The sequence below is a fragment of the Photobacterium galatheae genome (assembly GCF_000695255.1).
In the GTDB taxonomy this organism is placed as follows: domain Bacteria; phylum Pseudomonadota; class Gammaproteobacteria; order Enterobacterales; family Vibrionaceae; genus Photobacterium; species Photobacterium galatheae.
In genome coordinates, this window is sequence record NZ_JMIB01000005.1 from 83,426 (window position 1) to 109,730 (window position 26,305).

Here is a 26,305-nt window from a genome sequence, read left to right on the forward strand (position 1 = left end):
TCACATCACTACAGGTTACCATTACTATTTACTGATTATCTGTGCATAATGGGCGGTATAACTCCAAAATTACGGATGTACAATGAGAATAGAAGTAACCACTTCTCCAAATAAAAACGACCTTGAAACGATAAGTAAAGGCATTCAATCCTTTAATCAAAAACACATACCTGATGATGTGGTATTTGAGCCAGACACAAGATTTGCGGCCTTTGCAAAAGACGATGATGGAAATGTACTAGGCGGAGTTAGGGCTTGTGCTTTCTGGAACTATTGCATCCTTGAGCTATTATGGTTATCTGATGATACCCGAGGTCAGGGAGTCGGAAACAAATTAATGGATGCTGCTGAAACCTTTGCTAAAGAACAAGGCTTCAGTTATATGCGAACTGAAACACTTAGCTTTCAAGCAAAGCCTTTTTATGAGAAGCGTGGCTATAAAATTTTTGGTGAGTTACCCGATTACCCTAAAGGCCATGTAACATACTGCCTTGTAAAAGAGTTATAACATGCGCCTCAAAGGGACAAGTTAGCCTTAACTGCCTTGATTGATAGCCTTGCCCACCTTCGAGCCAACGAGATCTATGCTGGCTCATCTTTACCCCATTCCAAGCTAGACCAGAATTTAAACTGAATAGCCACCGACTTGATAGGCAAGCTTCAGTTAGGCTCATTTCTATCTATATCTTGTTCGGATTTTATCGCCTGATGAGATAAGTCTTACAAAGGGTAAACCTTCAGAATATTGGGTTAGATTCTGGTCTAAGTCATTGAATCATAAAGAGGGAAATTTAAGTGTATATTCTGAACTTTTAGCTATCTCTATGATTAAAAACAACATTCCACCGGATTTAAAATCCCTCGACGTTCGCGTTGTGCAGGTTCAAGTCCTGCCCGGGGCACCATCAAAATCAACGACTTACAGACTATCGCATGTAAGCCGTTTTCCTTTGTCTGCGTTTTTAGCAATGCCTTTATTTTCCATTCTTTAGTAGACTCTTCTGTCTTCTGTCTTCTGTCTTCTGTCTTCTTGCTGTGAGCTGTCGTATTTTGTGAATAATGAAAATTAGCAAACCTGAACAGGTGTCTCATTAATGTATTTAATGGATGCTGGCCGTTTGTTTAAGCTTACTGTCTCTATTGTGATGTATTCATTCTTGAGTAGGATGTGAACTTTATGTTGATAACTGACGGATAAATAAATGAAAAAGGCTTTATTGATTGCTTTTCTTCTGTTGGCATCTCTTTATTTAATCAAAGAAGATGTTGTAATCAATTCTAAGTTAGAGAGGACATGTAAGGATCTTGCGTATAAAGCATTTCCTGATTATAAAATCACGAATATTAAAACAGGAAAGCTTATTTATCCGAATTTTGAATCAGTACTGAGATATGAAAACCCGGATAAGGTTGAGCTCGATTATAGGGACTATGAAGGACAGTATAACTCTCTTTTGATTGATTATAGCTATGGAGGAACGTTTGAAAGAAGACATGTGAACATCCAGCTCCTTCATGAAGAGCTGGATGTGAAAAACGATGAAAGCTTTATGTGTCAATATCGAACCCGGATTGGGTACCTGAATGAGCGATTGAGACTGGTCACTGTGAGTTATAAAGGTAAAGAATACCCAGCATCGACTTTTATCTATTACTTCGATGTAGAGCCGAGTAATTTGCTTTGGAACCAAAACATTAAAATTGATGTAGGATTCATCGATAGAGTAAACGTTATCTTGAATCTGATGAAAACATTGATTGGCATTTGACTCTTGATGGTGAATGCTTGAACGGAATAAAATGACCCGTTTTAAAGAATTTTAGTTTCTCTGAAAAATATGTGACTAGAATTTACAAGACAGACACATTAACGGCTTTTTAAAGTGTCTGTCCCGGCATTTCACCACTTGCTCGTTCATGCCTTTTTGTTTTCTCCTCAAAGACTGCATGCAAATTTTAGAACTGTTAATTACGTGCGAAGTCGTGACTGTCTTCACCGAATTCAATACTTCAGCAAACTGAACGCGAAAGAGAGTGGTTTACTGACTATGTTAATCAGGAATAAGAAATAACAATAATGAATAAAATAACAGGTTAGGAGATCACAATGCAGCCTTCAACGATACAACATCATCAGATGACATCCGCTCTCACGGCGTTACTGGACGCAGACTATCGTTTTAACTATCAGGAGTTACTGGCTCAAGTTGAATTAGCCGACAAACCGCTGTCTCTGGCCACCATTCGCTTTATGCTGGAAAAAGTCGAATTCAACAGTGACGAGGTAAAGCAGTTGGTGCAGTTTGATGAGGAGACGTACTCAAGGCGCCGTCTGTTTGGCAATGAGCATTGTGAAGTGTTGATTCTAAGCTGGCTGAATGGTCAGCGGAGTAAAATACATGACCACATTGGCAGCGCTTGTGGGGTCAAAATTCTGCATGGGCAGGCGACAGAAACCCTGTTTGAGCCAGCGGCGAATGGCCACATTTACGCGACCCAGTCGACTCACTATCCAAGCGGCGAGGTGACGGTGAGTCACGACAGTGATATTCACCAGATATCCAATCTGCAAGGTGGTGATGAACCTTTGGTGACACTGCACATCTATTCCCCACCGTTGAAACAGTTCTATCTCTACCAACTTGAAAGCGGGACAGCAGTGTTGCTGGATCTTCAGCATGACTCTTGGTTCTATGAAATCTGAAAAAACTCGGCGGGTGACGCTGTCTGCGCTAACAAGTCAGTTGAAAGCAGATGTTGATTGATTCACGCAGAAAGAACGGCGGCCCTTAGGACTGCCGTTTTGTTTAGTATGGTGAAAACAATCATGGTTGAGGGAAAGCACATCAGCAGAGTCACACTTTAAAGTGTCTGTTTCGTTAATTTTGTCCTGCTATTTTTCCCTTGATATGGATTTTTTGTTGGTTTAATAGCCATCTTCAACAGGAAAGGTTTTAATTCGTATATTAAAACGAGTAAAGCGCAGTAAGTCCTCATGTGAAAGTATTGCAAATAGGGCGTGTATTAAAATTGGAAGTGAGAAGATGAAGCCTGTAAATTTAGTGAAAGTTTAGGGATGATTTTATTAATCAATGACGTCATCATGTCGCCTTAATCTTAATTGAACTTCTTGAGTGTGGTTTCTTTGGGCGGGTTATATCAATCAGGACTCAACGTACCAGGTGTCACCGTGAAGAATAGGAATGTTGAATAGAATCGGCAGCGCATTGAAAGTGAAGCTGTCTTTTGAGCAGTGAGGTTGGCATGGTAAAGCAAAAAAACAACAAAGACGATATCGTCACTTGTAACTTGAGTCTCTGGCACAGGCCATTTGGCTTGGTCATTTTTATTGTATCTGCTGTATTGATTGCCTTATTTCCTTATTTCCCGGTTCAGTACCTGACGGCTTTACTAAGCCTTTGGTCCGTATTACGCAAGAAAGAAATGGTCTGGCGAAAAAGGGAGCGTCAGTGGTCTTACCGAGTTCGGCGTTTTTTCTTGTGGCGCCAGACCAGCCATCAGATGACAGACCGCGATGCATTGATTTTGTATTACGAAAAGCCTGTCGAGGAAGAAAGAGATGGCACGATCATGACGCGTTATGGCTGGTTTGAACTTGAGTTCGAACCGGAAGCCAGTCGGTTTGATCCAGATGGTCAATCTGAATATCAAGCTGGAGTTCAATATCGATTAAAAAAATTCGATCAAGATGCCAAAGCGCCTGAGTTAACGGAGATGATGAAACAAATTATCGGGATTTACCGTGCCAGTAATATGGATGTCAAAATTGCCTTTGGATTGACCGATCTGGACGATGAAAGATATATCGCCATCAAAACAGCGCTTGGTTTAGATCCGACTCGCATCCCTTTGGATGAAGCATTCAAGCATACTGATGAAGCGTTGGGTGATAGGGATATGAATGCCGCTTATTTTGAAGTGAAGCGATACAGACTGAAGCCTGAACACATGAAATATGAAACGAACTCGGCAGAACACCGCCAATGATGTTGTCGTATGACATATGAGATGAAAATGACCAAACAAACAAAAAAGACAAAGCAAACAAAGCAAATAGAACAGATAAAGCAAACAGAACACACAGACGATAGTGTCATCTGTAACTTAAAGGTCTGGCATAAGCCTTTTGGGTGGTTGATGGTGGTTGCAATCGTCTTATTTCTGCCTCTTTCATCCCTTGAACCCTTGCAGTGGGCATGTGGTTTGTTGGCGCTGTGGTCTGCGTTGCGAGAAAGAGAAATTATCTGGCGTGTCAACGAGGCGCAATGGGGTTACCGAACCCGTAACTTTTTGGTGTGGCGTGAAATCAAATATGAAATGACCGCGAATGATATGCTGACACTCACCTGGAATAGAACGGAATCGTCTTCGGCGCTTTTCAGTCTGAAGTTTGAACCGAAGTCGGCTCAGTTTATTCAACGACACCAAATGTTTGAGAGCTATGATTTAGAAGTTTTACCGACACACACAGGTGAAGCTGAATTAACGGCAACAATGAAAAAAATCGGTCGTATTTATGGTTCCTGCAATATCGGCCTGAACGCCGACGTCGCGCTCAATGGGCTGAATGATAAAAAAAGTGAAGCCATTCATGCTGAACTTGGCATCGACTTTTTGCCTGTTCAATCCGATGAGAAGCAATACGATCACGCATGATGCCTGTGATTTCGTGTTTCAGAGGGATTGTTTTCAAGTGCTTGTCAGAGTCTGGATTAAGTTCCAGATTGTCTATTCAGTAGGGAACAAGATGTGGCAAAAATTTTACCTTCTGTCGGTTCTTCTCACACTCTCAGCATGCTCCGAACCACAAGGGAACAACACACTGTTCAGTTTGGGGAATGAAACTTTCAGTCAGGCTGCATGGCGTGTGGCTGATGATTCAACCAGAGGGGAGATGGTTGATTCATTTCTTGAATCGCATGATGTGATCGGGATGAATAGGGAAGTGTTGCTTGGCTTTCTTGGGGAACCGACGGGGTATTATGAGTACGATCATGATTTGGCGTATTTCATTGGTGGAGATAGACAAAGCCTGTATGGTCAAGGCCATCTGCTCGTGTTTTTCATCAAAGAGGGCGTGATCACCGAGTATCGAATCATTCCTGAGATTGAATCACATTGCCTGCTGGTCTGACGATTTTTCGGTGCAAGCTGTTTTCTATTCAACCACCTTGGTGGTGGTTGAATAATTGAGCTAATTCGTCAAGATTGCTGAATGAAACGACACCGTCACATCGTCAAAATCACTTTCCCCTTTAAACTTGAACGATGATTTTCAATGGCCTTCAAAGCCAGTTGAAACTGTTCCAAAGGAGCATACTGGTCGACATCCAGCGCAATTTTATTCGACAAAAAGTGCTTGAGCATCATCTCAAACTTCTCTCGGCGGATGGCTTTTCCAGCCTGATCTTCCCAGTAGCGTAAGAAGAAATTGCTGAACTGAATCTGCTGTCGCTGCTGATATTCAAAAAAACGTTTTTCGTACACAGCCAGCGACAGGGTGCCATAGGTGATATACCGGCCCTGAGCACCAAGGGTCTGAATGAGTTCTGTACCCGCAGGGCCGCCGATGGCATCCAGTGCCACATTGGGTTGTGGGAGGCCACCTTGTTTGATTTGTGCAGCCAGATTCTCATGAGCACTGAAGACTGACACGCTCGGGTAGGGATAGGATTCAGGTCGTGAGGTGATGGCAATCAGAGTAAACCCCAAGGTAGAGGATAACTGCGCGAAGATCTTGCCAATTGCAGAGCTGCCCGCATTAATGATGACGACATCATTTGGCGTGAGTTTGGCCACTTCTGTAGTGAGGACCCAGGCCGTGAAGGCATTGATATAGAGCTGGGCTGCATAGCCATTGTCGATATCTGACGGCAGATGAAACAAGTTATCCGGATGAACATCCGTATACTTTTGCCAGGTCCCTTGTGCTGCGACGAGCACTTTTTGCCCTGAAATAAACCGGGGACAATCGGATTCAACCACATGGCCCACCGCTTCAAACCCCGGTACTCTCGGCGGCTGATGATTTCGTCGGTACTGGCCAACACCATGAATCGACAGAAGATCACTGGGATTGATATTTGCGGCTTCAATCCGAACTCTGACGTGACGGCTGTCCCGTGGTGCGAAGGGAAGATGTTCCAGAACCAGAACATCTTTGGGTTCACCAAAACTGACCTGATTGATTCGTGTGTTGCCTGTGTGGTGCGTCATAGATGGCAGTTTTTCTGTCGTGCGCCGAATAGATGGCGACCATTCTATCAAGAAGTGCTCTTGGTGTACGGCGGAAATCGAAGTGAAGAGAGTCGCCTGTTCTGCCTGAATCACACTCAACCACGATTTCATTTTTGGCACATGACTGATGTACAACATGTTCGGATAGAAAAACAAACGATCATTTGTGACTGATAGGCCATTCTTTTCCCGGCGATCAAAATGTTATCAAGATGAAAATAAAATCATCATGTAATTTGCGGTGTTGGAGCGCAGAACCCTATTAACATTGAGCGCTATACAGCGGAAAATCAGTCGTCAAAAGACCTGACTTTTATTGTGTGTATCTGGTTGTTTTTCATCATAAAAATGTCACAAATGTGAAGCATCCCTCCTTTCTGTTCGTTGCAAAAAATTGCTTATAAATCCATCGTCGTTTGAACTTGGTTCCATTTTTGTGCTTCTAGTTGCAGTGCATTTTTGACACATCTTGTTAACCTCATCTATAGGTCATACCTCTTACCACAGATCATTAACGTATGGCTCATGATGAAAAAAACATTATTACTAACACTTTTGCCATTTTCAGTTCTTGCGCAGGACGCTGAAGCTGCGAATGCCATCCAACCGTTGACCGCTGCACAAATTCAGGAGGTGCAAAGCAGTAACACCTACACCTATGTCCGTTGCTGGTACCGTCCGGCGCAGTCGCATGATGATCCGGCAACCACCTGGGAGTGGGCGCGAGAGACCAATGGCGATTACTACAAACTGAATGGGTACTGGTGGTCGGGCTGGTCGTTCAAGAATATGTTTTATACGAATACATCGCAGTCTGAAATTCAGCAGCGCTGTGCACAAACACTGGGTGTGACTCACGACACAGCAGACATGCTGTTTTATGCGGCAGATAACCGATGGTCGTATAACCACACGGTGTGGACGAACGATCAGGCACCGGTGAATGGCATCAATAAAGTGGTGGCATTCGGCGATAGCCTGTCGGATACCGGCAACCTGTTCAACGCCTCACAGTGGGTGTTCCCGAACCGAAATTCCTGGTTCCTGGGTCACTTCTCTAATGGCTTTGTCTGGACGGAATATCTGTCGGAGAGTTTGAATCTGCCGCTGTATAACTGGGCAGTTGGTGGCGCAGCCGGTTCGAACCAGTATGTCGCGCTGACCGGGGTGACGGAGCAGGTAACGTCGTATCTGGAATACATGAAACTGGCGCAGAACTATAATCCGACCAATACGCTGTTCACCCTGGAATTCGGCCTGAACGATTTCATGAACTACGACCGGACGGTGGCAGATGCAAAAGCAGATTACAGCGAAGCGATGCAGCGCCTGACTGCTTCTGGCGCGAACAACATTTTGCTGATGACCTTGCCGGATGCCACCCGGGCGCCGCAGTTTAAGTATGCGACACAGGCCGAGATTGATAAGGTTCAGGCCAAGATTCTGGCCTTTAACGCGTTCATCAAAACCGAGGCCAAAGCGTATCAGGACAAAGGCGTGAATGTGGTGCTGTTTGATACGTACAGCTTGTTTGAAAAGATCACAACAGAGCCTCAGGCATACGGCTTTGCAAACGCGAAAGATGCCTGTCTGGACATCAACCGGAACTCAGCCGCGGATTATCTGTACAGTCACAGCTTTACTGCTGAGTGTGCCACGCATGGCTCAGATAAGTATGTGTTCTGGGGCGTGACGCATCCGACAACGGCAACGCACCAGTTCATTGCCAACGCGATGTATCTGCCTGCGGTGTCTTCTTTTAATATCCAGCCGTAATCTGCTGATGATACAGGCGGGACGACTCAGCATCTGTCGTTCTGCCTGATTTTTTCGTTTTTCCAGGACGGGCGGGACTGCCTGTATTGAGGGCGTTGTTTGTGATTAGTGACAGCCTTCGACCAACAGAATGGCTCGATTGCCGGCATAAATTTCGGTGACACCCGCTTCGTTGTTGTAGACAAAGCGGATGCCGGCTGCGTTTTTCTCTGAGCCTTTTTCTGAGTCATGTTCTGAGCTATGTTTTGAATCATGTTCTGAATCTTTTTCTGAGTATTGCTCTGGACTGTCGTCTCTTTCAGACCAGGCGGTCAGATAACCGCCAAATGCACCCAGATATTCATGTTCCTGAGACACAAGCGGTTGTTCGTACCGGCTTTTAACGGCTGCCGCGGAATCACCCAGACCGACGCCCGACTCCGTCAGTGCCGGGCTGGAACCGGAAACATCAAACCGGACAATACGCCCGTTGTGCTGCATCGCGGTCATACCTTCAGGCCAGTCCGGATGTCGAAGATAACCGCAGGATGTGTCTCCGCTCAGCCATTGCCATTGCTGCGGCTGAGTCGTGGTGCTTGAAGAATGTTTCTGCACGTTTTTTTGCATGCTATTTTGTTTCGGGGCGGAAAGATCGCCTACACAGGTTTCACCGAAGCAACGATGACTTAGACGGGCAAGACTTCGGGTGTGTTTCAGGCTTAACCGGACAGGCAGATCAGCAACCTGTGTTTCATTCTGAGAACGCTGAATGTTGCCAATGGTGGCTGTATAGCTTGCGAATAAGTCGGGTTCTGGCTGGCCTTCGGGATAATCAAAGTCGCCGGAAAATTTCAGGCATAGTGTTTCAGTCTCCGGCAATCGGCTGGCAAGCGTCGGATAATCAGACAGCGTCAGACACAATAGGGGGTCGGCTTGCTGCTCCCAGCTTCCCGGGATGCCTGCATCGTCGCAAACTTCGGGATCATTGGCGAGTTCGCACCAGTGCGGCACGGTGTCATGCGTCAGGATCTGCAAGGGCACGACTGAGTTTCGATGCTCGAACAGCGTGATGAACGGCTGGATATTGTCCGCTTGAGTCATGAGCCAGAAAGCGTTGTCGGTCCAGGCAACATCTCGTCTGAGGTCTAAAACCACAGAATGATCCTGATTATTCAGGGTCGTGGTGTCATTTGCGAGGGCAAAGCCGGTGCCGAGTCCGAGCATGCCAATCAACCCATAGATTGTGTTCACTGTTTTCCTTTTTATCGTTGTTTTTGAGAAGTGCGGTCCACCGAAGCTGACTGTGCACCCATATCACTTGCCGGAAACTCGCGAAAGTTCATCAAAATATATTTTTTGTGACTTTTCTATCACTAACCGTTCTAATGAATCACGGCCGTAAACTTTGATCCGTCACGCGCCGCCCCGATATTGAACAGATAAGTCAATCGTAGTGAGGTAAATCAGGATGGCAAACCAATATGTACCCCCGAAAGTCTGGACCATGGATTGCGAAAATGGTGGTGAGTGGGCGAGTATTAACCGACCAGATGCAGGGGCAAGATATCAGAAAGAACTTCCGGTTGGTGCGCATCCCCTCCAGTTATATTCGCTGGGTACGCCGAATGGTCAGAAGATCACCATCATGCTTGAAGAGCTGCTGGCACAGGGAGAGTCCGGTGCCGAGTATGACGCTCACCTGATCAACATTGGCGACGGCGATCAGTTTTCTTCCGGCTTTGTGGGGGTGAACCCGAATTCCAAGATCCCGGCACTGGTTGATCGCTCGGGAGAGACACCGGTGAATGTTTTCGAATCTGGTTCAATTCTGGTCTATCTGGCAGAAAAGTTCGGCCATTTTCTGCCGACAGAGATTGCGGAACGAACGCAGGTCATGAACTGGCTCTTCTGGTTACAGGGCGCAGCGCCATTTCTTGGCGGTGGTTTCGGTCATTTTTATGCCTATGCGCCGGAAAAGTATGAGTACCCGATTAACCGTTACACCATGGAAGTGAAACGTCAGCTGGATGTGTTGGATAAACAACTGGCGAATCACACCTATGTCGCCGGTGAGAATTACAGTATCGCCGATATCGCCATCTGGCCCTGGTTCGGCAATGTTGCGCTGGGACTGGCCTATGATGCGGCAGAATTTCTGGATGTACAGCGCTATCAGCATGTTCAGCGCTGGGCCAAAGCCATTCTGGAACGTCCGGCAGTTCAGCGTGGCCGTATCGTCAACAAGACTTCAGGGGAAGCCTGGGAAGCGGTCCCTGAACGCCACAGTGCCGCAGATATTGATGCAGCATTGAAGCAACGACCGTAATCCTGCGAATAAATTCTCAATGTGGCAGCTTCGTCTGCCACATTTCTTTCTGGGCAACTGAATACAAATTTACTACTCCTCTCAATGACTTCAGCTGATCGTCGTCCTCAGTCATCATTTTAGGCAAAGATCGCATCTGAACAGGCAAACGCTCCCTTGGGTTCTTGACCATACTCATTCCATCGCTTGAACAGGCCCGGCCTGAAAGACAAGCAATACCGATGAATACAATGGTAAGAGGTGAGCGTTATGGATAAGGTGAAATTCAAGAATCTGAATGGTCAGGGTGTCACCATGGCCGCTGTGATCAACTTTCCGGAAGGATTTGATGAGCACAAGAAATATCCGGTTGTGGTGGTGTCTCATCCGGGAGGTGGTGTGAAGGAGCAGGCTTCCGGACTCTACGCGAAAAAGCTGGCTGAGCAAGGGCTGGTGACCATCGCTTACGATGCCTCTTATCAGGGGGAGAGCACCGGCGAACCCCGCCAGCTGGAAAACCCATACATTCGTACGGAAGATATCAGTGCTGTGATTGATTATCTGACCACCCTGCCTTATGTGGATCCGGAGCGGATTGGTGCGATGGGGATTTGTGCCGGTGCGGGTTATACCGCAAATGCTGCAATGAATGATCGCCGGATCAAAGCGGTGGGTTCTGTGAGCGCTGTAAACATTGGCTCGATGTTCCGAAATGGCTGGGACAACAATGTGAAAGATGAGGATGCGATTCCTTTCATTCAGCATGGTTCTCAGGCGCGAACCAGTGATGCAGGCAAACCCGATTCAGAGATTCTGCCGCTGGCCCCGATGCGCAAAGAAGATGCGCCGAACAAAGAGCTGGAAGAAGCCTGGGAATACTATCACACCCCTCGCTGCCAGTCTCCGACGGCACCGGGTTACATGACGGCCCGAAGCATCAGCCAGATCATCACTTACGATGCGTACAACAAAGCCGAAGCATTCCTGACTCAGCCGCTGCAGGTGATTGCGGGCAGTGAAGCGGGCAGTAAGTGGATGAGTGATGATATGTATGCGCGTGCAGCCAGTCAGGACAAGCAGTTCCACGTTGTGAACGGTGCGAATCATATGTCTTTGTATGACGTGCCTCAGTATGTGGATGAAGCAGTCTCGGTACTGGCACCTTTCTTCCAGTCCAAACTGTAATTTCCCCTGTATTGAATTTATCAGGGTCGGTGAATCATACCGATCCTGTTCGGAGCGATGAACATGAGTAATATTAAACCTGTAACTTATCAGAATCTGGGCTGGGAATCTGCCGCAGACTTGTACTTACCCCCGGCATTCGATGCATCCGTCAAGTATCCGACCATCGTGAGCACGCACCCGATTGGGAGCTGTAAAGAACAAACCTCAGGCAATATTTATGCTGCCGCTCTGGCGGAAGCGGGTTTTGTCGTGTTGGCTTTTGATGCCAGTTTTCAGGGCGCCAGTGGCGGAACACCGCGCTTGATTGAAGATCCTGCGATTCGGGTGTCCGATATTCGTTTTGCCATTGATTATCTGGTCACGCTGCCTTATGTCGATGAGAATCGCATTGGCGCGATTGGTGTCTGCGGGGGCGGGGCGTATACCATTCATGCCGCGATGACCGATCACCGGATTCGGGCACTGACGTCGATCACCGGGGTGAATTTCGGCCGGCTGATTCGTGAGGCATTCAGTGAGTTTAATCCGGTCGGCGCGATGGAGGCCATGGGCAAGCAGAGGACTGCAGAAGCTCAGGGTGCAGCACGTCATGTGATTGATTATTTACCGCCTTCCGTTGAAGCAGGCAAGCAAATGGGCCTGAATGATATTGATGTGCTCGAAGCCACGGAATACTACAAAACCGCACGTGGTCAGCAACCGAATGGCGCTACCAGCGGTCTGTTCTCATTCAACAGTGCCGCGATGGGCTGGGATGCATTCCTTCATGCAGAAGTGCTGCTGACACAGCCCCTGCTGGTGGTGATTGGCGACAAACCCGGTGGTTTCGGTGCTTATCGTGATGGCTGGGAAATTTACGGTCGTGCGGCATCGCAGAAGAAACAGATTTTTGTCGCGGAAGGCTGGTCTCACTACGATTTATATGACAAGCCTGAGCCGGTTGCTCTTGCACTGGAAAAGGTCGTGCCTTTCTTCCGGGAACACTTGTAAGTTTCTGAAGAGGTTCAGCTCTGGTGGCCTGATGCTGATTGAAGCGTCAGGCTTTTGCTCAATGAGAGATGTGAACGCTGATGATGAAATGGTTTGTGTTGATATTCTGTGTTCTGTTGCTGGTTGCTTTTCTGGTGCCATTTGTGGTCACCCGGATTGAAAATCAGCAAGTTCAGCAAAACCTGATCCGGTTGAATGAACCTCAGCCTGAATCCACCAACCCGGATAAGGTTGCTGTTATCGTTTTTTCCCGCTCCGGAAATACGGCGGTACTGGCCCGTCATCTTGCCGAAAAGACGGGAGGCGCGTTACTTTTCATTCAGGCGGAAGCCTATGCGCCCGGCTTACCGGGGTGGGTCAATGCGATGAAAGATGCACGAAGCAAAACCGCCGTCATCACGCCGGAATCGATTGATTTGTCTGAGTTTGATACCGTGTTTTTGGGTGCACCGATCTGGTTATACAGTCCGGCACCGCCGGTCTGGCAGTTGGCGGCGAATACTCGGTTTTCTGGTCAGCATATTGTCTTGTTCAATACTTATAACAGTCATTTTGAGCAAAGTTATATTGATGCGTTTGAGACATTGGTGAAGGCAAATGGCGCGCAATCTTTTGAACATGTGGCGGTGTTAAGGGGCCGAATGGGAAGCCAGTTGTCCACAGAGGAAATGCTGCGACACTTCGATCAGCAGTTTGATTGGCCCTGAGTGCTCCTTTCAGAGCGGTAAACGGTTCCCCCGTATTCATGTGTGAGGACAGATGAAACCAATGATGAATGAGAAAAATGCCGAATACTTATCGCTGTCCACCAAGCTTGCCGTGCTGGCAGAGCTGGTCAGTAGCCTTGCCCGGGCAGAAGGGGATCACGTCACGAATGTGCCCGGATTGTCGCTGCATCGCCGGAATCAACCGTCTGAACCCTTGCACTGTATCTATACCCTCAGTGTTGCGCTGACCATTCAGGGCGGAAAGCAGGTTTTAATCGGGGATGTGGTGCACGAACTGGGTCCGGGCAAGAGCATGATCACAACGCTGGATTTGCCTGTGGTTTCTCATGTGGTTGAAGCGCGGCGTCACCAGCCCTATCTGGGCATTTTGTTTCAGTTAGATATTGCTCAGATTCTGGCGGTGAACACTGAGCTGGATTTATCGCGTCCCCATAAAGGGGACACGTTTCAATCGGTGTCGATTGAACAGGCTGATGCTCAGCTTTGCGATGCTTTTATTCGTTTGCTTCAGTTACCCATGCAACCCGAGATGCAACCGCATCTTGCGCCACTGATTCAGAAAGAGATCGTGATTCGGCTGCTCACCGGGCCACATGGCTTGCACCTGCGGCATCTGGTCAGTGAAGGCTCACCCAGTGAGCATATCTCCAGAGCGGTGACCTGGCTGAAACAAAATTTTGTTCATTCATTCAGCATGGATGAGCTGGCGAACCGGGCGCACATGAGTGCATCTACATTCCGGCAGCATTTCAGGGCGATGACCGGCACCAGTCCGTTGCAATACCAGAAGCAGCTCCGGTTGCAGGAAGCAAGAGAGTTGATGTTGAATCAACAGATGGATGCCAGTCGCGCCAGTGCGATGGTCGGCTATGAAAGCGCTTCCCAGTTCAGCAGGGAATACAGTCGCTTGTTTGGTGCCCCGCCTCAGAAGGATATCCGCAGGCTGAGACATAACAGCTAGACTGTTGTTCGGCATTGCGCATTCGTCGGATCAGGCAAGATCAACGTCAAAATCGGCAAATCTTTTCAGAGACCATTCGGTACGCTCTTCAGATGTCTGGTTACGTTTTCAAAGCATGATGTCTGGTCAAGAGAGGTTCCAAGTGTCTGAGCAAACAAAGTCCTTATTTTCTGCGTTTGATTTTCAAAAGCATTTCATCCTGAGAAACCGTGTTGCTTTAGCCCCGATGACCACCTGGTCGTCGAATGTTGATGGCACGATTTCCGAACAGGAACTGGCGTATTATCGTCGGCGTGTGAACGGTGTGGGTCTGGCTATTACCGGCTGTTCTCATGTGATGGCTAATGGGATCGGTTTTACCGATGAGTTTGCGGCCTGGGATGATTATTTTCTGCCTAGTCTGACCCGGTTAGCCGATGCGGCCAAAAGTGGTGGCGCGCCTGCAGTGCTTCAGCTGTTCCATGCCGGCAACAAAGCGGTGCCTGAACTGACACCCAAGGGTGAAATCGTCAGTGCGAGTGAACTGGCTGCCGCACCCGGGCCATTCAATACCGGGCAGCAAGCCAGCCGCGCCTTAAGCGATGAAGAGATTCATGACGTGATTCAGGCTTTTGGTGAGGCGACCCGTCGGGCTATTGAGGCCGGGTTCGATGGCATTGAGCTGCATGGTGCGCATGGTTTCCTGATTCAGAACTTCTTTTCGCCTCATTACAATCAACGGACCGACGCATGGGGCGGTTCACTGGAAAATCGCATGCGTTTCCCGCTTGCGGTGGTGGACGAAGTTCAGCGCGTGGTCAAGCAGTACGCGCAACGCCCGTTTCTGGTCGGCTACCGGATTTCTCTGGAAGAAGCGGAATTGGGCGGGCTGCGGATAGGCGATAGCTTCGCTTTGATTAACCGATTGATAGAGCAGGGGATCAGTTATCTTCATGTGTCGCTCAAGGATTTGCTGGCCGATAAACCAATGGATGATCGGGATGGTCTCCCGACCGCATCGCTGGTGGCCGCACATGTGAATCGGCGAGTCCCTGTCATTGCCGCAGGTCAGATCAATCGCCCTGAGCAGGCCGAGCAGGCGTTGCAACTCGGCGTGGACATGGTCGCGATTGGCCGCAGTCTGGTGATCAATCCTGAATGGGTCGAGATGGCACAAGGCAAAGTGCCGGCTTTTATCCGGGAAACGCTGCCGCAGGATGTGAAACCTGATCTCACAATCCCGGATAAGCTCTGGCAGGTGATTGAACAGACACCGGGATGGTTCCCGCTGGCAAAATAAGTTTGAATGAATCGCCCCGGACAGGGGCGTTTTATGACACCCGGCCTTCCATCGTTGGTTTGTGACCTCGCAGGCGACTGATGTCTGTCATGGGCGGGATGCCAAACAGCCGGCTGTACTCCCGGTTGAAGTGGGACGGGCTTTCATAGCCGACACGATAGCTGGCGGCGGAAGCGTCGAGGCCGTCTTGCAGCATGATCCGGCGGGCTTCGTTGAGGCGAAGCTGTTTCTGAAATTGCAGCGGCGTCATGGATGTCACGGCTTTGAAAGCGTTGAACAATGAGGACTGGCTCATATGGACCATATCGGCCAGTTCCTGAACCCGGATCGGCTCCCGGTATCGCTGCTGAATCATTTCAACGACTTTGCTGATGCGGTTGGCCTGCGTGTCCCTGAGCAGGAACTGGCGAAGCTGTACCCCCGCAGGGCTTTTGAGCAGCCTGTACATGAGTTCCCGTCTGAGCAGCGGCAGCATGACGGCAATATCTTCCGGATGGTCGAGCAGGGTCAGAAAGCGTTTGAACACCGACAGCATATCTTCATCAGAAGACACGGTTCTGATGCAGTAGGGACATTTGGTGATGGCTTCGGGCGGCTCTTTCATGGCGATCAGCAAATCGGTCAGTTCTTTGAGATCCAGCGCAATGCTGATACCCATGTAGGGCTTTTCCTCTGAGGCACGCAGAATTTCACCGACTACAGGCATCATCACAGGCACCAGCAAGAAATCCCCGGCGTTCAGCATCAGTTCACGTGCGCCAGCCGTAATGCGTTTTTCACCCTGCACCAGTAAGCACAACATCGGACTGTAAATGGTCGGGGAGCAGGAGCTGTTTTCTGTGCTGTGCATCAGCTTCAATTCTGGCAGGACTGTGTCATTCAGCCCCGGCTCCTCAATGTGCCGATTCACCAGATGGATTAATTCTTCTTGGATCGTTGTCATGCCGTCACTCACCTTATTCATCCGACTTGCGACTATAGAGTATAAGGCAAGCTTATGGCGACCGTTTTATGGAATGATGGCGTTCGGAGGAATAGGCAAGGATTGTGTAGAAACAGGCAAGATGCATATCGGGAGGGCGATTTGGTAATCATTTTTGATGGGTAAAGCTGAGCATGAAAGCCCCTTGATTGAATGAGAGAAAATTCCGTTTTGTAGTAATAGGCAATCATCTCCGAGGTTTCGACAATATCAATAAGCTGAATGAGACATAGACTGACAAGGTGAAATCTGAACCCGATGCAAGGGTTCGGTCACGACCTTGCATTTTTCGAATTCAGCCTAGCAACGTCAGAGAGGATTGCCTGATGATGACTTTCAACCGATTTGGAAACCGCCTTCGGGGTGGTATTTCTGTGATGCTGCTGTCCGCCTCCGGGGCAGCGTTTGGCAATGAATCTCCGGCATCACCTCCGCTTCCGCAAATTAGTGTGGCCCCGGTGATCAGCGAGCGAATCACAGAGTGGGACGAATATACGGGCCGTTTGCAAGCGCCGGTCACTGTGGCGCTCAAGCCGCGCGTGTCGGGTTATGTCACGGAAGTGGCTTACCGGGAAGGCGATTTGGTACAGCAGGGCGATGTGCTGTTCAGCATTGATGATCGGCTGTTCCGTGCGGAAGTCGAGCGGCTGGAAGCGCAGCAGGTCAGTCTGCAGAGTCAACTGAAGCTGGCTGAAAGCGAGTTCGTTCGCGCGAAGCGGCTGAACGCGACCAAAGCCATTTCAGCCGATGTCTATGACAATCGGCAGGCCGCACTCCAGCAGGCCAGCGCAGAGCTGGATGCACTCAAAGCATCGCTCAAACATGCCCGTCTGCAACTGTCATTTACCGAGGTGGTGTCTCCAATCGATGGCCGGGTGTCCCATGCGCAGGTGACGCAGGGAAATTATGTCACCAGCGGTCAGAGTGAACTGACGACCATTGTGTCGACCGAGCAGATGTACGCCTGGTTCGACGTCGACGAACAAACCTACCTGAATTATGTCCGCAATCACCTGCTGCGTGTGTCTGATCACGGTGAATCCAGCCCGGTGATGATGGCCTTGTCTGGCGATGTCGGATTTTCATATCAGGGCCATATCGATTTTGTAAATAACACCGTGAATCAGCAGACCGGTTCCATCCGGATGCGGGCGACGTTTGAGAATGAAGCGCAGATGCTGATGCCCGGCCTCTTTGCCCGTTTACGTCTGGTGGCGAGCAAACCCTATGACGCCATTCTGATTGATGAAAAAGCGGTGGGTACGGATCTGAACCGCAAGTATGTCCTCAAACTGAATGACGCCAATGTGGTGACTTATCAGCCCGTGACACTGGGTGAGAAAGTTGCCGGATTACGCGTGGTGCAGTCCGGTTTAACAGCAGCCGACAGAATCGTGGTCAGCGGCTTGCAGAAGATCCGGCCCAGTATGCAGGTGTCGCCAAAAATCGTTGAGATGGCGACGACCGAACAACTGGCGGATATCCACCGTCTTCAGCAATGGGGCACGGAAGAAAGCTATGTGGAAGAAAACTATGTGGAAAACAGCTATATGGAAAACAGCCATGTGCTGACCGCCCGCCAACCGACCGACGCACAGTAATCAGGACGCTTCTATGTTTTCACAATATTTTATTCGCAGACCTGTCTTTGCCTCGGTGCTGTCGCTGCTGTTTGTGATTGTCGGCAGTATTGCGGTCTGGCAGTTGCCGGTGACTGAATATCCGGAAGTGGTGCCGCCGACCGTGGTCGTGACGGCAAAATATCCCGGTGCGAATCCAGATGTCATTGCCCAGACCGTGGCCTCGCCGCTGGAGCAGGAAATCAATGGCGTGGAGAACATGCTCTACATGTCGTCGCAGTCCACTGCCGACGGCATGATGACGCTGACCATTACTTTTGCCATCGGCACCGATGTCGATCTGGCGGTATCTCAGGTGCAAAGCCGGGTTGACCGAGCGTTGCCACGCTTGCCGCAGCAGGTACAGCGGCTGGGCGTGGTGACGGAAAAGTCATCGCCAAACCTGACCATGGTGGTGCATCTGTTTTCGCCGGATGATCGCTACGACATGCTCTATCTGTCTAACTTTGCCAATCTCAAAGTGAAAGATGAACTGGCGAAAGTCAGTGGTGTGGGTTCTGTCCGGTCGTTTGGTGCGGGCAACTTCAGTATGCGGGTCTGGCTGGATCCGAATCAGGTCGCTGCGCTGCATCTGACTCCGGCGGATATCGCGGAAGCGATTCGTCAGCAGAACCAGCAGGCTGTGGCGGGCAGTCTGGGTACGCAACCGGCCACCCACTCGGATTATCAGTTGCTGATCAATGTGAAAGGGCGGTTGTCGACGGTCGAGGAATTTGAAAACATCATCATCCGCGTGGGTGAGCAGGGTGAAATCAGCCGTCTGAAAGATGTGGCGCGGATTGAGCTGGGTGCGGATTCTTACGCGCTGCGCTCTACGCTGGACAATCAGGATGCCGCAGCCATTGGTATTTTCCAGGCCGCGGGTTCGAATGCGATTCAGATCTCCAATGATGTCCGTGAGACGATGGCGCGTCTGGCGGAAGATTTCCCGGAAGGCGTGTCTTACGAAATCGCCTACGATCCGACGGTCTTTGTGCGTGGCTCGATTGAAGCGGTGATTCAGACCCTGCTGGAAGCGGTGCTTCTGGTGGTTGCCGTGGTGGTGCTGTTCCTGCAAACCTGGCGGGCGTCGATTATTCCGCTGGTGGCGGTGCCTGTCTCACTGATTGGTACCTTCGCCTTTATGCTGCTGATGGGATTCTCTCTCAATGCACTGTCACTTTTTGGTCTGGTGCTGGCAATCGGCATCGTGGTTGACGATGCCATCGTGGTAGTGGAAAACGTCGAGCGGAACATCAGCGAAGGTTTGTCTCCGGTTGATGCCACGGTGAAAGCCATGCGCGAAGTGACCGGGCCGATTGTTGCGACCACGCTGGTGCTGGCGGCGGTATTTATTCCGACGGCATTTATGACCGGACTGACCGGCCAGTTTTACAAGCAGTTTGCGCTGACGATTACCATTTCGACTTTTATTTCCGCAATCAATTCCCTGACGCTGAGCCCGGCATTATCCGCGCTGTTGCTGAAAGGGCACGATGCCCCGAAAGACTGGCTGACCCGCGGCATGGACCGTCTGTTTGGCCGCTGGCTGTTCCACCCGTTTAACCGCTTCTTCGGTGCCTTGTCGAATGGTTATGGTGTGGTGGTGCGTAAAGTGATTCGTGCCGGTGCAATCGCCGCTGTGGCTTATGTGGCCTTACTCGGCTTGACGGGCTATCAGTTTGCCACCACGCCGACCGGCTATATTCCGGCGCAGGACAAGCAGTATCTGATTGCTTTTGCTCAGTTGCCGAATGCGGCCTCGCTGGATCGCACCGATGCGGTGCTGGAAAAAATGTCTGATCTGGCGCAGGCGCAGGCAGGGGTGACGAATACGCTGGGCTTCCCCGGACTGAGTATTAACGGATTTACCAATGCATCCAACAGCGGCATTGTGTTTGTGATGCTGGATGATTTCGACCAGCGTCAGGATCCGACTGCCAGCGCACATGCGATCGCTGCCCGGCTGAATCAACAATATGCCGGCATTGAAGAAGCCTTTGTCGCGGTCTTCCCGCCACCGCCTGTGATGGGCCTGGGCACGATTGGCGGCTTCCGGTTGCAGATTGAAGACAGAAACGGGCTGGGTTTTGAGGCTTTGCATCAGGCCACCATGGCGGTGATGCAAAAGGCGGCGGCGACACCAGAACTGGCTGGGGTTTTCTCCGGGTATCAGGTGAACGTGCCGCAGTTGGATATCGAAGTCGACAGAACCAAAGCGATGCAGCAGGGCGTGAATCTGGATATGCTTTTCCAGACGCTTCAGGGCTATCTGAGTTCGACGTATGTCAATGATTTGAATCTGTTTGGCCGGACGTATCAGGTCAATATGCAGGCCGATCAGGCGTATCGTCAGGATGCGGCGCAGGTCGGGCAGATCAAAGTCCGGAATGCGCAGGGCGACATGGTGCCGATTGATTCTTTCATCCATGTGAAAGATACCGCCGGGCCGGACCGCGTGATGCATTACAACGGCTTTATGACGGCAGAGATCAATGGCGGCCCGGCACCGGGTTACAGCTCGGGTGAGGCTCAGGCAGCCATTGAGAAAATTCTGGCTGAAACCCTGCCGCGGGGGATGGATTACGAGTGGACCGAACTGACCTATCAGCAGATGATCACCGGAGACAGCAATCTCTATGTGTATCCGCTGGTGATCCTGCTGGTGTTTATGGTACTGGCCGCTCAGTATGAAAGTGTCCGCTTGCCGATGGCGATTATTCTGATTATTCCGCTGACCCTGCTTTCCGCGCTCAGTGGCGTGGTGCTTTACGGCGGCGATAACAACATCCTGACGCAAATCGGCTTTATCGTGCTGGTCGGGCTGGCGACCAAGAATGCCATTCTGATCGTCGAATTTGCCAAAGAGTTGCAGGATCAGGGGTACTCGGTGAAAGACGCGATTCTGGAAGCCAGCCGGTTGCGGTTACGTCCCATTCTGATGACTTCGATTGCCTTCATCATGGGTGTGGCACCACTGGTGTATTCAACCGGCGCGGGTGCCGAGATGCGTCAGGCGATGGGTGTGGCGGTGTTCTCCGGCATGATTGGGGTGACCGTGTTCGGACTCTTGCTGACCCCGCTGTTTTATTACCTGCTGGCGAAGCGCGGACAGACACAGACAGATGCAGCAACAGAATCCGCCGAATTGGAAACGGTTCAAGAGGCGATCGGATGAATGACTGGCAGGAACCACTCCTCGGCATCCTGGTGTATTGTGTGGTCAGTCTGACGACGGTGATTCAGTGTGCGCTGTCTCCTGAGCGGCTGTTTCAGATTGTTGAGGCTGCTCCGGCGGTGCAATCGCAGAATGACGGTGTCTGGACCCAGCTCTTTGATACGACAGCATTAGCGCAGCTGTCGGTTTCTGACATCCCGGAGCAGGCTGGGCTGTCCTTGTGGCTACGGGCGGATGCCGGAGCGCGTTGTCCGGGGAATGCCAGCGGACAAGGGGGGCCATGTCTGAGAGCTGTCCAAGAAACAATAGGGCGCAGAAACACGGTCTTCTGACACAAACAGAGAACAGGCCACACGACTGAACCTTTAAATGCAGTGTGTGGCCTGATTTCTATGTCCTGTGCATGGCTTCGAACCGAGCCATCACAAAGGCCACCAATAAACGCACTCGCATGGGGAGATGATCCCGGTCGCGATAGAGCATAAACAGAGTTCTGGGTTTACTTTGCCAGTCGGGTAACACCCGACTGAGTTCACCCTGCTCAATCATGGGAAGGGCAAAATAATCCGGAATATAGCCGATGCCCAATCCTGCCTGTATTGCATGGGTCAGCATCCGGATTTCATCGACTTCTAAGCGTAGGCCGAGCACGGGCTGGTAATCATAGGCTTTGCCGGTTTCAGCGTGCAGCAGTTGCCAGGTTGACATCGGGTGGCAGACAATCGACGGATGATCGCTCAGCATGTCGGGCTGGGTGATGGCTTGCACCGGGTAATCCGGATGTGCGCAAACAATGAAATGGATATCCTTCAGTGGCCGGGCAATCCAGTTCTCGACCACAGGGGTGCCCACCCGAAAGACCACATCCATGGCTTGCGCTTCAATGTCGATTAACGTATTCGAAAACTGCAGATCGAGCTGAATTTCCGGATATTGCAGCAGGAAGTCGAAAAAGATTTCACGCAGAAACTGTGAACCGGCATTAATCGGTGCACTGATTCGGATCTTCCCTTTGGGTTCATGTTTATCCCGGTGCAGATCTTCCCCGATATCACTCAACTCATCAAATAAGGCGCTGGAACGCTCAAAGTACTGCTGGCCGGTGTGCGTCAGCGAAACGCGGTGAGCATCCCGGTTCAACAGCCGCAGTTGAAGATCAGTTTCCAGTTGTCGGATTCGTCGGCTGAGGGTGGATAAGGGCATGCCGAGGTTTTCTGCGGCAAGTTTGAAGCTGCCAAGTTCTGCCACCGTACAAAAACAACGCAGATCGTCGAGAGAATAGTTAGATTTCATTTTTGGGATTTACTGTCTTAGTATTGCCTGTTTATCCATATAGTGAAACTAATAGACTAGCGATTATCTTCTGACAAGTCATCTGGAGAAACGATGAATTCATCTTCAACACTGAAAGCAGTGGTCCTGCTCATTATCTGCACCTTCTTTTGGGGCAGCTGCTTCCCGATTGGCAAAAACGCACTGAATGAAGTGCATGCGCTCACTTTGGTCTTCTGGCGTTTCGCTATCGCGGCTGCCTGCTTGGCACTGTACATTCTGGTCATGGGGGCGGAGCGGTTTGTGTTAACCGCCAGGCAATGGCTCTGGGTTGTCGCTGTCAGCGCTGTAGGGGTCGGTGGTCTGAACCTCGGACTCTTTACCGGGCTTGAACATACGGCGGCAACCAACGGTTCGCTGATTATGGCGCTCAGTCCGCTGACGACTGCACTGATTGCCTGTGTCGCGATGCGCACGTTGCCGACGTGGCTGCAATGTCTCAGTCTTGTGGTCAGTTTATCTGGTGTGCTGGTGGTGATCACCAACGGTCATTTGGACGCGCTGCTCAAGATGGAATTCAATCAGGGCGATAAAATGATCTTCTGCGGTATGTTTGCCTGGAGCTTTTACACTTACTGCAGTCAGGGCATCAGCCGCTGGATGCCGGTCATCCCATACACATTTGTCGGCATGCTCAGTGGCGCGACCGTGATCGGGCTGATGTGTCTGGCAACACCGGAAGTCCGCCCGTTTGCAGAGCTGTTCGGCAGTTCTTCCATCGGGATGATGGAGGTGGTGTACATTGGTGTCTTTGGCACGGTGGCCGGTTATCTGTTATGGCTGAATGGTGTCCGGGCACTGGGTTCACCGACGGCTGCACTCTTCTTCAATTTCGTTCCGGTTTTTGCGGTGCTGACTGCCTACATGATGGGGCAGACCGTGACGCTGCTTCAGCTGGTTGGTATTGCGATTGTGATTCTGGGGCTGCTGCTGCCTAGGTTGCTAACGTTCCGGAAAGTCGCCCGAGCCGTTTGAGTCCAGCAATGCGGTGTCTGGTTTTTAACCGTGCCCGATGGATTCCCGTCTGTGCGGGAATGAAGTTAAGCTGTTGAATTAAATAATATAAATCCCGGTTATCCCGTCGTCCCCGCGAAGGCGGGAATCCAGTGACTTTTGAGGAAGAACGACACGGAAAATGAGGAGAAAAATGATTCTGGTAGATTACTTTCATCTCGTGCCCGATGGATTCCCGACTGCGCGGGAATGACAGTAAGTCGTTGATTTGTATGGTATCAATCCCGATTGTTCCGTCGTCCCCGCGAAGGCGGGGACCCAGTGACGTTCAAGAAAAGAAAACGAGCACGCGCCAAGAGGAAAACCTTTAATGGATATGTCGCTTTTCAATCGTGCCCAATGGATTCCTGTCTGCGCGGGAATGTCGATAAGCTGTTGATTTGTATGGTATCGATCCTGATTATTTCGTCGTCTCCGCGAAGGTGGGGACCCAGTGACGTTCAAGAAAAGAAACGAGCACGGCGCCAAGAGGAAAACCTTTCATGGATATGTCGCTTTTCAACCGTGCCCGATGGATTCCCGCCCGCGCGGGAATGACGTTAAGTTGTTGAATTTAATGATATAAATCCCGATTATTCCGTCGTCCCCGCGAAGGCGGGGACCCAGTGACTTTTGAGGAAGAACGACACGGAAAATGAGGGGAAAAATGATTCTGGCAGATTACTTTCATCTCGTGCCCGATGGATTCCCGCCTGCGCGGGAATGAGATTAAGTTGTTGAATTTAATGGTATAAATCCCGATTATTCCGTCGTCCCCGCGAAGGCGGGGACCCAGTGACTTTTGAGGAAGAACGACACGGAAAATGAGGGGAAAAATGATTCTGGCAGATTACTTTCATCTCGTGCCCGATGGATTCCCGCCTGCGCGGGAATGACGGTAAGATATTGATTTTTTGATAAAATAATTCCAATTTTCGTAGGGCTTGTATGGGGAGGCTCAGCGCTCCGATGGAAATAGCCTCTCAATCAAAGCCCCGCCAGCAACTCATACGATCGCAGCTTTTTCTCCTGATCAAAGATCAGGGCATTGGCCATGATCTCATTGGCCTGGGTGCGCTCGACCAGATCCAGCAGACGCCTGCGTACGGTTTCGGGATCACCGTGGATTGACTCCCGTAACTGTTTTTCAATCTGTTGTTTTTCATGGGGTAGCCACAGAGATTCCATGCTCCACACCGGTGGCGGGATCTTGCCCTGAACCCCGCGGATCATATTGAGGAATTTCTGCTTCTCGGTGGTTCCCAGATACTGTGCTTCTTCATTCGTTTCGGCCACGATCACGTTCACCCCAATCATCACATAGGGTTGCTCCAGTTGCTCTGAAGGCTGGAAATGATCGCGGTAGATTTGGATCGCGCTCATCATCGCATCCGGTGCAAAGTGAGAAGCGAAAGCAAATGGCAGCCCTTTGATGCCGGCCAGACGGGCGCTGTAAGTGCTGGAGCCAAGCAGCCAGAGCGGGATTTCGGAATTGGCGCCGGGACATGCTTTCACTGGTTGGTTGGGCGAGATCGGACCCATGAAAAATTGCAGTTCTTCTAACAGTTCATCAAAGTTTGGATCCATGTGTTCCGGGTCACGTCTCAGCGCATGCATGGTGGGGTAGTCGGTCCCCGGCGCACGACCCAGACCCAAGTCAATCCGGCCCGGGTACAGGGCTTCCAGCGTGCCGAATTGCTCGGCAATCACCAGCGGCGCATGGTTGGGCAGCATGATCCCGCCAGAACCCAGACGAATCGACGATGTTTTGGCACCAATATGACTGATCAATACTGATGTCGCAGCACTGGCGATATCTGGCATGTTGTGATGTTCAGCCAGCCAGAACCGTTTGTAACCCCATTGTTCAGCATGCTGTGCTAATGAGACGGAACGCGCATAAGTTGTTGAGAAGTCGGCACCTTCGACAACAGGCGCTAAATCAAGAATTGAGCGTGGCGGTAGTGTCATGGACCCTTCTTTCTGATGAATGATGTATGAATCTCAGACTATGCCCGTTTATTTGAAACGGGTAAACGGTCAGAATATTGCTTTGAAGGTCTCTTGCGTGGCGCTTGATCGAAATAGTGAAAAGCAGCTGAATGAAAGATTATCGGAAAAGAAAACAGGTGCAAATAAATCAATTGATTGCACCTGTCCAGTTCAACAGTATTTCAGTAAATCACCGGTGATTTATGCGGGTTTGTTTTTATTGACCTTTAATTTCAACTGATTGCCAGAAAATTCATTTGAATAATAAGGCCAGATATAAGGCCCGCCTGAACCCTCATTCAAATCCTGATGGATCACTTCCCAGCCACCCATGGTTGGCGGAGTGCTTTCTTCAAGTACCATAAACATCAGGCTGGTAACCGGTTGTTTGTTGGGTTCACCTTTTTTCCAGTACATATAAATATATTTACCACCCGCACCTGCATTCAAATCATCTGGAGACCACTCCCAGCCCGGCATGCTGTTATCTTGCTTGGTATCATAAGCTTTGAATGTCACGGATGTAATCGGGGTGCTGGTCTGATCGTCTTTCTGGAAACCAACATAAATATACTTCCCACCCACACCAGAGTTCAGATCAACAGAGTAGAATTCCCAGCCGCGCTCATACAATGGGCCTCGAGTATCAACAGATTGGATTGTTAAGTTGGTAAGTGCTTGAGTCATCATAATCTCCTTATCCTTAGATTGTCATTCAGATAGAAACCACGTTGATGTTTCAGGT

The 26,305-nt window shown here is 50.0% G+C and carries 23 protein-coding genes; 17 read left to right on the top strand and 6 right to left on the bottom strand.

What is annotated here, in order from left to right:
• Nucleotides 1-82 precede the first annotated feature (82 nt).
• The 6 genes from EA58_RS03730 to EA58_RS03755 all read left to right on the top strand — a co-directional run bounded on the left by EA58_RS03730 (nucleotide 83) and on the right by EA58_RS03755 (nucleotide 5,155).
• Nucleotides 83-508: a GNAT family N-acetyltransferase gene (locus EA58_RS03730; RefSeq protein WP_036749062.1), complete on the top strand. Its 426-nt coding sequence runs from the start codon at nucleotides 83-85 to the stop codon at nucleotides 506-508.
• A gap of 694 nt (nucleotides 509-1,202) precedes the next feature.
• A complete protein-coding gene (locus EA58_RS03735) occupies nucleotides 1,203-1,769 on the top strand; it encodes a hypothetical protein (RefSeq protein WP_051641885.1) in 567 nt (188 codons plus the stop codon).
• Nucleotides 1,770-2,107: 338 nt separating this feature from the next.
• A complete protein-coding gene (locus EA58_RS03740) occupies nucleotides 2,108-2,704 on the top strand; it encodes a cysteine dioxygenase (protein ID WP_036749065.1) in 597 nt (198 codons plus the stop codon).
• A 560-nt stretch (nucleotides 2,705-3,264) separates the two neighbouring features.
• Nucleotides 3,265-4,008, top strand: a complete 744-nt coding sequence (locus EA58_RS03745) for a hypothetical protein (protein ID WP_036749069.1) — start codon at nucleotides 3,265-3,267, stop codon at nucleotides 4,006-4,008.
• A gap of 27 nt (nucleotides 4,009-4,035) precedes the next feature.
• Entirely contained in the window at nucleotides 4,036-4,677 is a 642-nt protein-coding gene (locus EA58_RS03750) for a hypothetical protein (protein WP_152547929.1), read from the top strand.
• 91 nt (nucleotides 4,678-4,768) lie between these two features.
• Nucleotides 4,769-5,155, top strand: a complete 387-nt coding sequence (locus tag EA58_RS03755; RefSeq protein ID WP_036749073.1) for a hypothetical protein — start codon at nucleotides 4,769-4,771, stop codon at nucleotides 5,153-5,155.
• Nucleotides 5,156-5,250: 95 nt separating this feature from the next.
• On the opposite strand, the gene EA58_RS03760 is transcribed toward EA58_RS03755, so the two are convergent.
• Complete coding sequence (locus EA58_RS03760; protein ID WP_036749188.1) at nucleotides 5,251-6,237, bottom strand: zinc-dependent alcohol dehydrogenase family protein; 987 nt, start codon at nucleotides 6,235-6,237, stop codon at nucleotides 5,251-5,253.
• Nucleotides 6,238-6,786: 549 nt separating this feature from the next.
• Here EA58_RS03760 and EA58_RS03765 point away from each other — a divergent pair.
• Nucleotides 6,787-8,034 carry an SGNH/GDSL hydrolase family protein gene (locus tag EA58_RS03765; RefSeq protein WP_036749191.1) on the top strand — a complete coding sequence of 416 codons (1,248 nt, stop codon included), beginning with the start codon at nucleotides 6,787-6,789 and terminating at the stop codon, nucleotides 8,032-8,034.
• A gap of 105 nt (nucleotides 8,035-8,139) precedes the next feature.
• Here the strand turns inward: EA58_RS03765 and EA58_RS03770 are convergent, their stop codons facing one another.
• Nucleotides 8,140-9,264, bottom strand: coding sequence for a hypothetical protein (locus EA58_RS03770; RefSeq protein ID WP_036749075.1), 1,125 nt, complete (start codon nucleotides 9,262-9,264; stop codon nucleotides 8,140-8,142).
• Between the two features lie 217 nt (nucleotides 9,265-9,481).
• Between EA58_RS03770 and yghU the strand changes: the two genes are divergently transcribed.
• The 6 genes from yghU (at nucleotide 9,482) to EA58_RS03800 (ending at nucleotide 15,464) form a co-directional block, all read left to right on the top strand.
• Entirely contained in the window at nucleotides 9,482-10,339 is an 858-nt protein-coding gene (yghU, locus tag EA58_RS03775; RefSeq protein ID WP_036749078.1) for a glutathione-dependent disulfide-bond oxidoreductase, read from the top strand.
• A 249-nt stretch (nucleotides 10,340-10,588) separates the two neighbouring features.
• Nucleotides 10,589-11,503, top strand: a complete 915-nt coding sequence (locus tag EA58_RS03780) for an alpha/beta hydrolase (protein ID WP_036749080.1) — start codon at nucleotides 10,589-10,591, stop codon at nucleotides 11,501-11,503.
• A gap of 63 nt (nucleotides 11,504-11,566) precedes the next feature.
• Nucleotides 11,567-12,496 carry an alpha/beta hydrolase gene (locus EA58_RS03785; RefSeq protein ID WP_036749082.1) on the top strand — a complete coding sequence of 310 codons (930 nt, stop codon included), beginning with the start codon at nucleotides 11,567-11,569 and terminating at the stop codon, nucleotides 12,494-12,496.
• Nucleotides 12,497-12,576: 80 nt separating this feature from the next.
• Entirely contained in the window at nucleotides 12,577-13,203 is a 627-nt protein-coding gene (locus EA58_RS03790; protein ID WP_036749084.1) for a flavodoxin, read from the top strand.
• A 52-nt stretch (nucleotides 13,204-13,255) separates the two neighbouring features.
• Entirely contained in the window at nucleotides 13,256-14,185 is a 930-nt protein-coding gene (locus EA58_RS03795; protein WP_235199553.1) for an AraC family transcriptional regulator, read from the top strand.
• A 142-nt stretch (nucleotides 14,186-14,327) separates the two neighbouring features.
• On the top strand, nucleotides 14,328-15,464 hold the full coding sequence (locus tag EA58_RS03800) for an NADH-dependent flavin oxidoreductase (protein WP_235199554.1): 1,137 nt from the start codon (nucleotides 14,328-14,330) through the stop codon (nucleotides 15,462-15,464).
• 31 nt (nucleotides 15,465-15,495) lie between these two features.
• On the opposite strand, the gene EA58_RS03805 is transcribed toward EA58_RS03800, so the two are convergent.
• Nucleotides 15,496-16,407: an AraC family transcriptional regulator gene (locus EA58_RS03805; RefSeq protein WP_051641886.1), complete on the bottom strand. Its 912-nt coding sequence runs from the start codon at nucleotides 16,405-16,407 to the stop codon at nucleotides 15,496-15,498.
• A 365-nt stretch (nucleotides 16,408-16,772) separates the two neighbouring features.
• Between EA58_RS03805 and EA58_RS03810 the strand changes: the two genes are divergently transcribed.
• Genes EA58_RS03810 through EA58_RS03820 form a run of 3 tightly spaced genes read left to right on the top strand, consistent with a single transcriptional unit; the run spans nucleotide 16,773 to nucleotide 21,575 of the window.
• Nucleotides 16,773-18,047: an efflux RND transporter periplasmic adaptor subunit gene (locus EA58_RS03810; protein WP_152547930.1), complete on the top strand. Its 1,275-nt coding sequence runs from the start codon at nucleotides 16,773-16,775 to the stop codon at nucleotides 18,045-18,047.
• A gap of 13 nt (nucleotides 18,048-18,060) precedes the next feature.
• Nucleotides 18,061-21,243 (top strand): efflux RND transporter permease subunit, encoded by a 3,183-nt coding sequence (locus tag EA58_RS03815; RefSeq protein WP_036749091.1) that lies wholly within the window; start codon nucleotides 18,061-18,063, stop codon nucleotides 21,241-21,243.
• On the top strand, nucleotides 21,240-21,575 hold the full coding sequence (locus tag EA58_RS03820) for a hypothetical protein (RefSeq protein WP_036749094.1): 336 nt from the start codon (nucleotides 21,240-21,242) through the stop codon (nucleotides 21,573-21,575). The genes EA58_RS03815 and EA58_RS03820 overlap by 4 nt, the downstream gene beginning before the upstream one ends.
• Nucleotides 21,576-21,633: 58 nt before the next feature.
• On the opposite strand, the gene EA58_RS03825 is transcribed toward EA58_RS03820, so the two are convergent.
• On the bottom strand, nucleotides 21,634-22,536 hold the full coding sequence (locus tag EA58_RS03825) for a LysR family transcriptional regulator (RefSeq protein WP_036749096.1): 903 nt from the start codon (nucleotides 22,534-22,536) through the stop codon (nucleotides 21,634-21,636).
• Between the two features lie 93 nt (nucleotides 22,537-22,629).
• On the opposite strand from EA58_RS03825, the gene EA58_RS03830 reads away from it, so the two are divergent.
• The gene (locus tag EA58_RS03830) at nucleotides 22,630-23,550 is read left to right on the top strand and encodes a DMT family transporter (RefSeq protein ID WP_036749097.1); all 921 of its coding nucleotides are present in this window, start codon (nucleotides 22,630-22,632) and stop codon (nucleotides 23,548-23,550) included.
• 1,005 nt (nucleotides 23,551-24,555) lie between these two features.
• Here the strand turns inward: EA58_RS03830 and EA58_RS03835 are convergent.
• Both EA58_RS03835 and EA58_RS03840 read right to left on the bottom strand, forming a co-directional pair.
• The gene (locus tag EA58_RS03835) at nucleotides 24,556-25,539 is read right to left on the bottom strand and encodes an LLM class flavin-dependent oxidoreductase (RefSeq protein ID WP_036749099.1); all 984 of its coding nucleotides are present in this window, start codon (nucleotides 25,537-25,539) and stop codon (nucleotides 24,556-24,558) included.
• A 222-nt stretch (nucleotides 25,540-25,761) separates the two neighbouring features.
• Entirely contained in the window at nucleotides 25,762-26,250 is a 489-nt protein-coding gene (locus tag EA58_RS03840) for a hypothetical protein (protein WP_152547931.1), read from the bottom strand.
• Nucleotides 26,251-26,305: the final 55 nt, after the last annotated feature.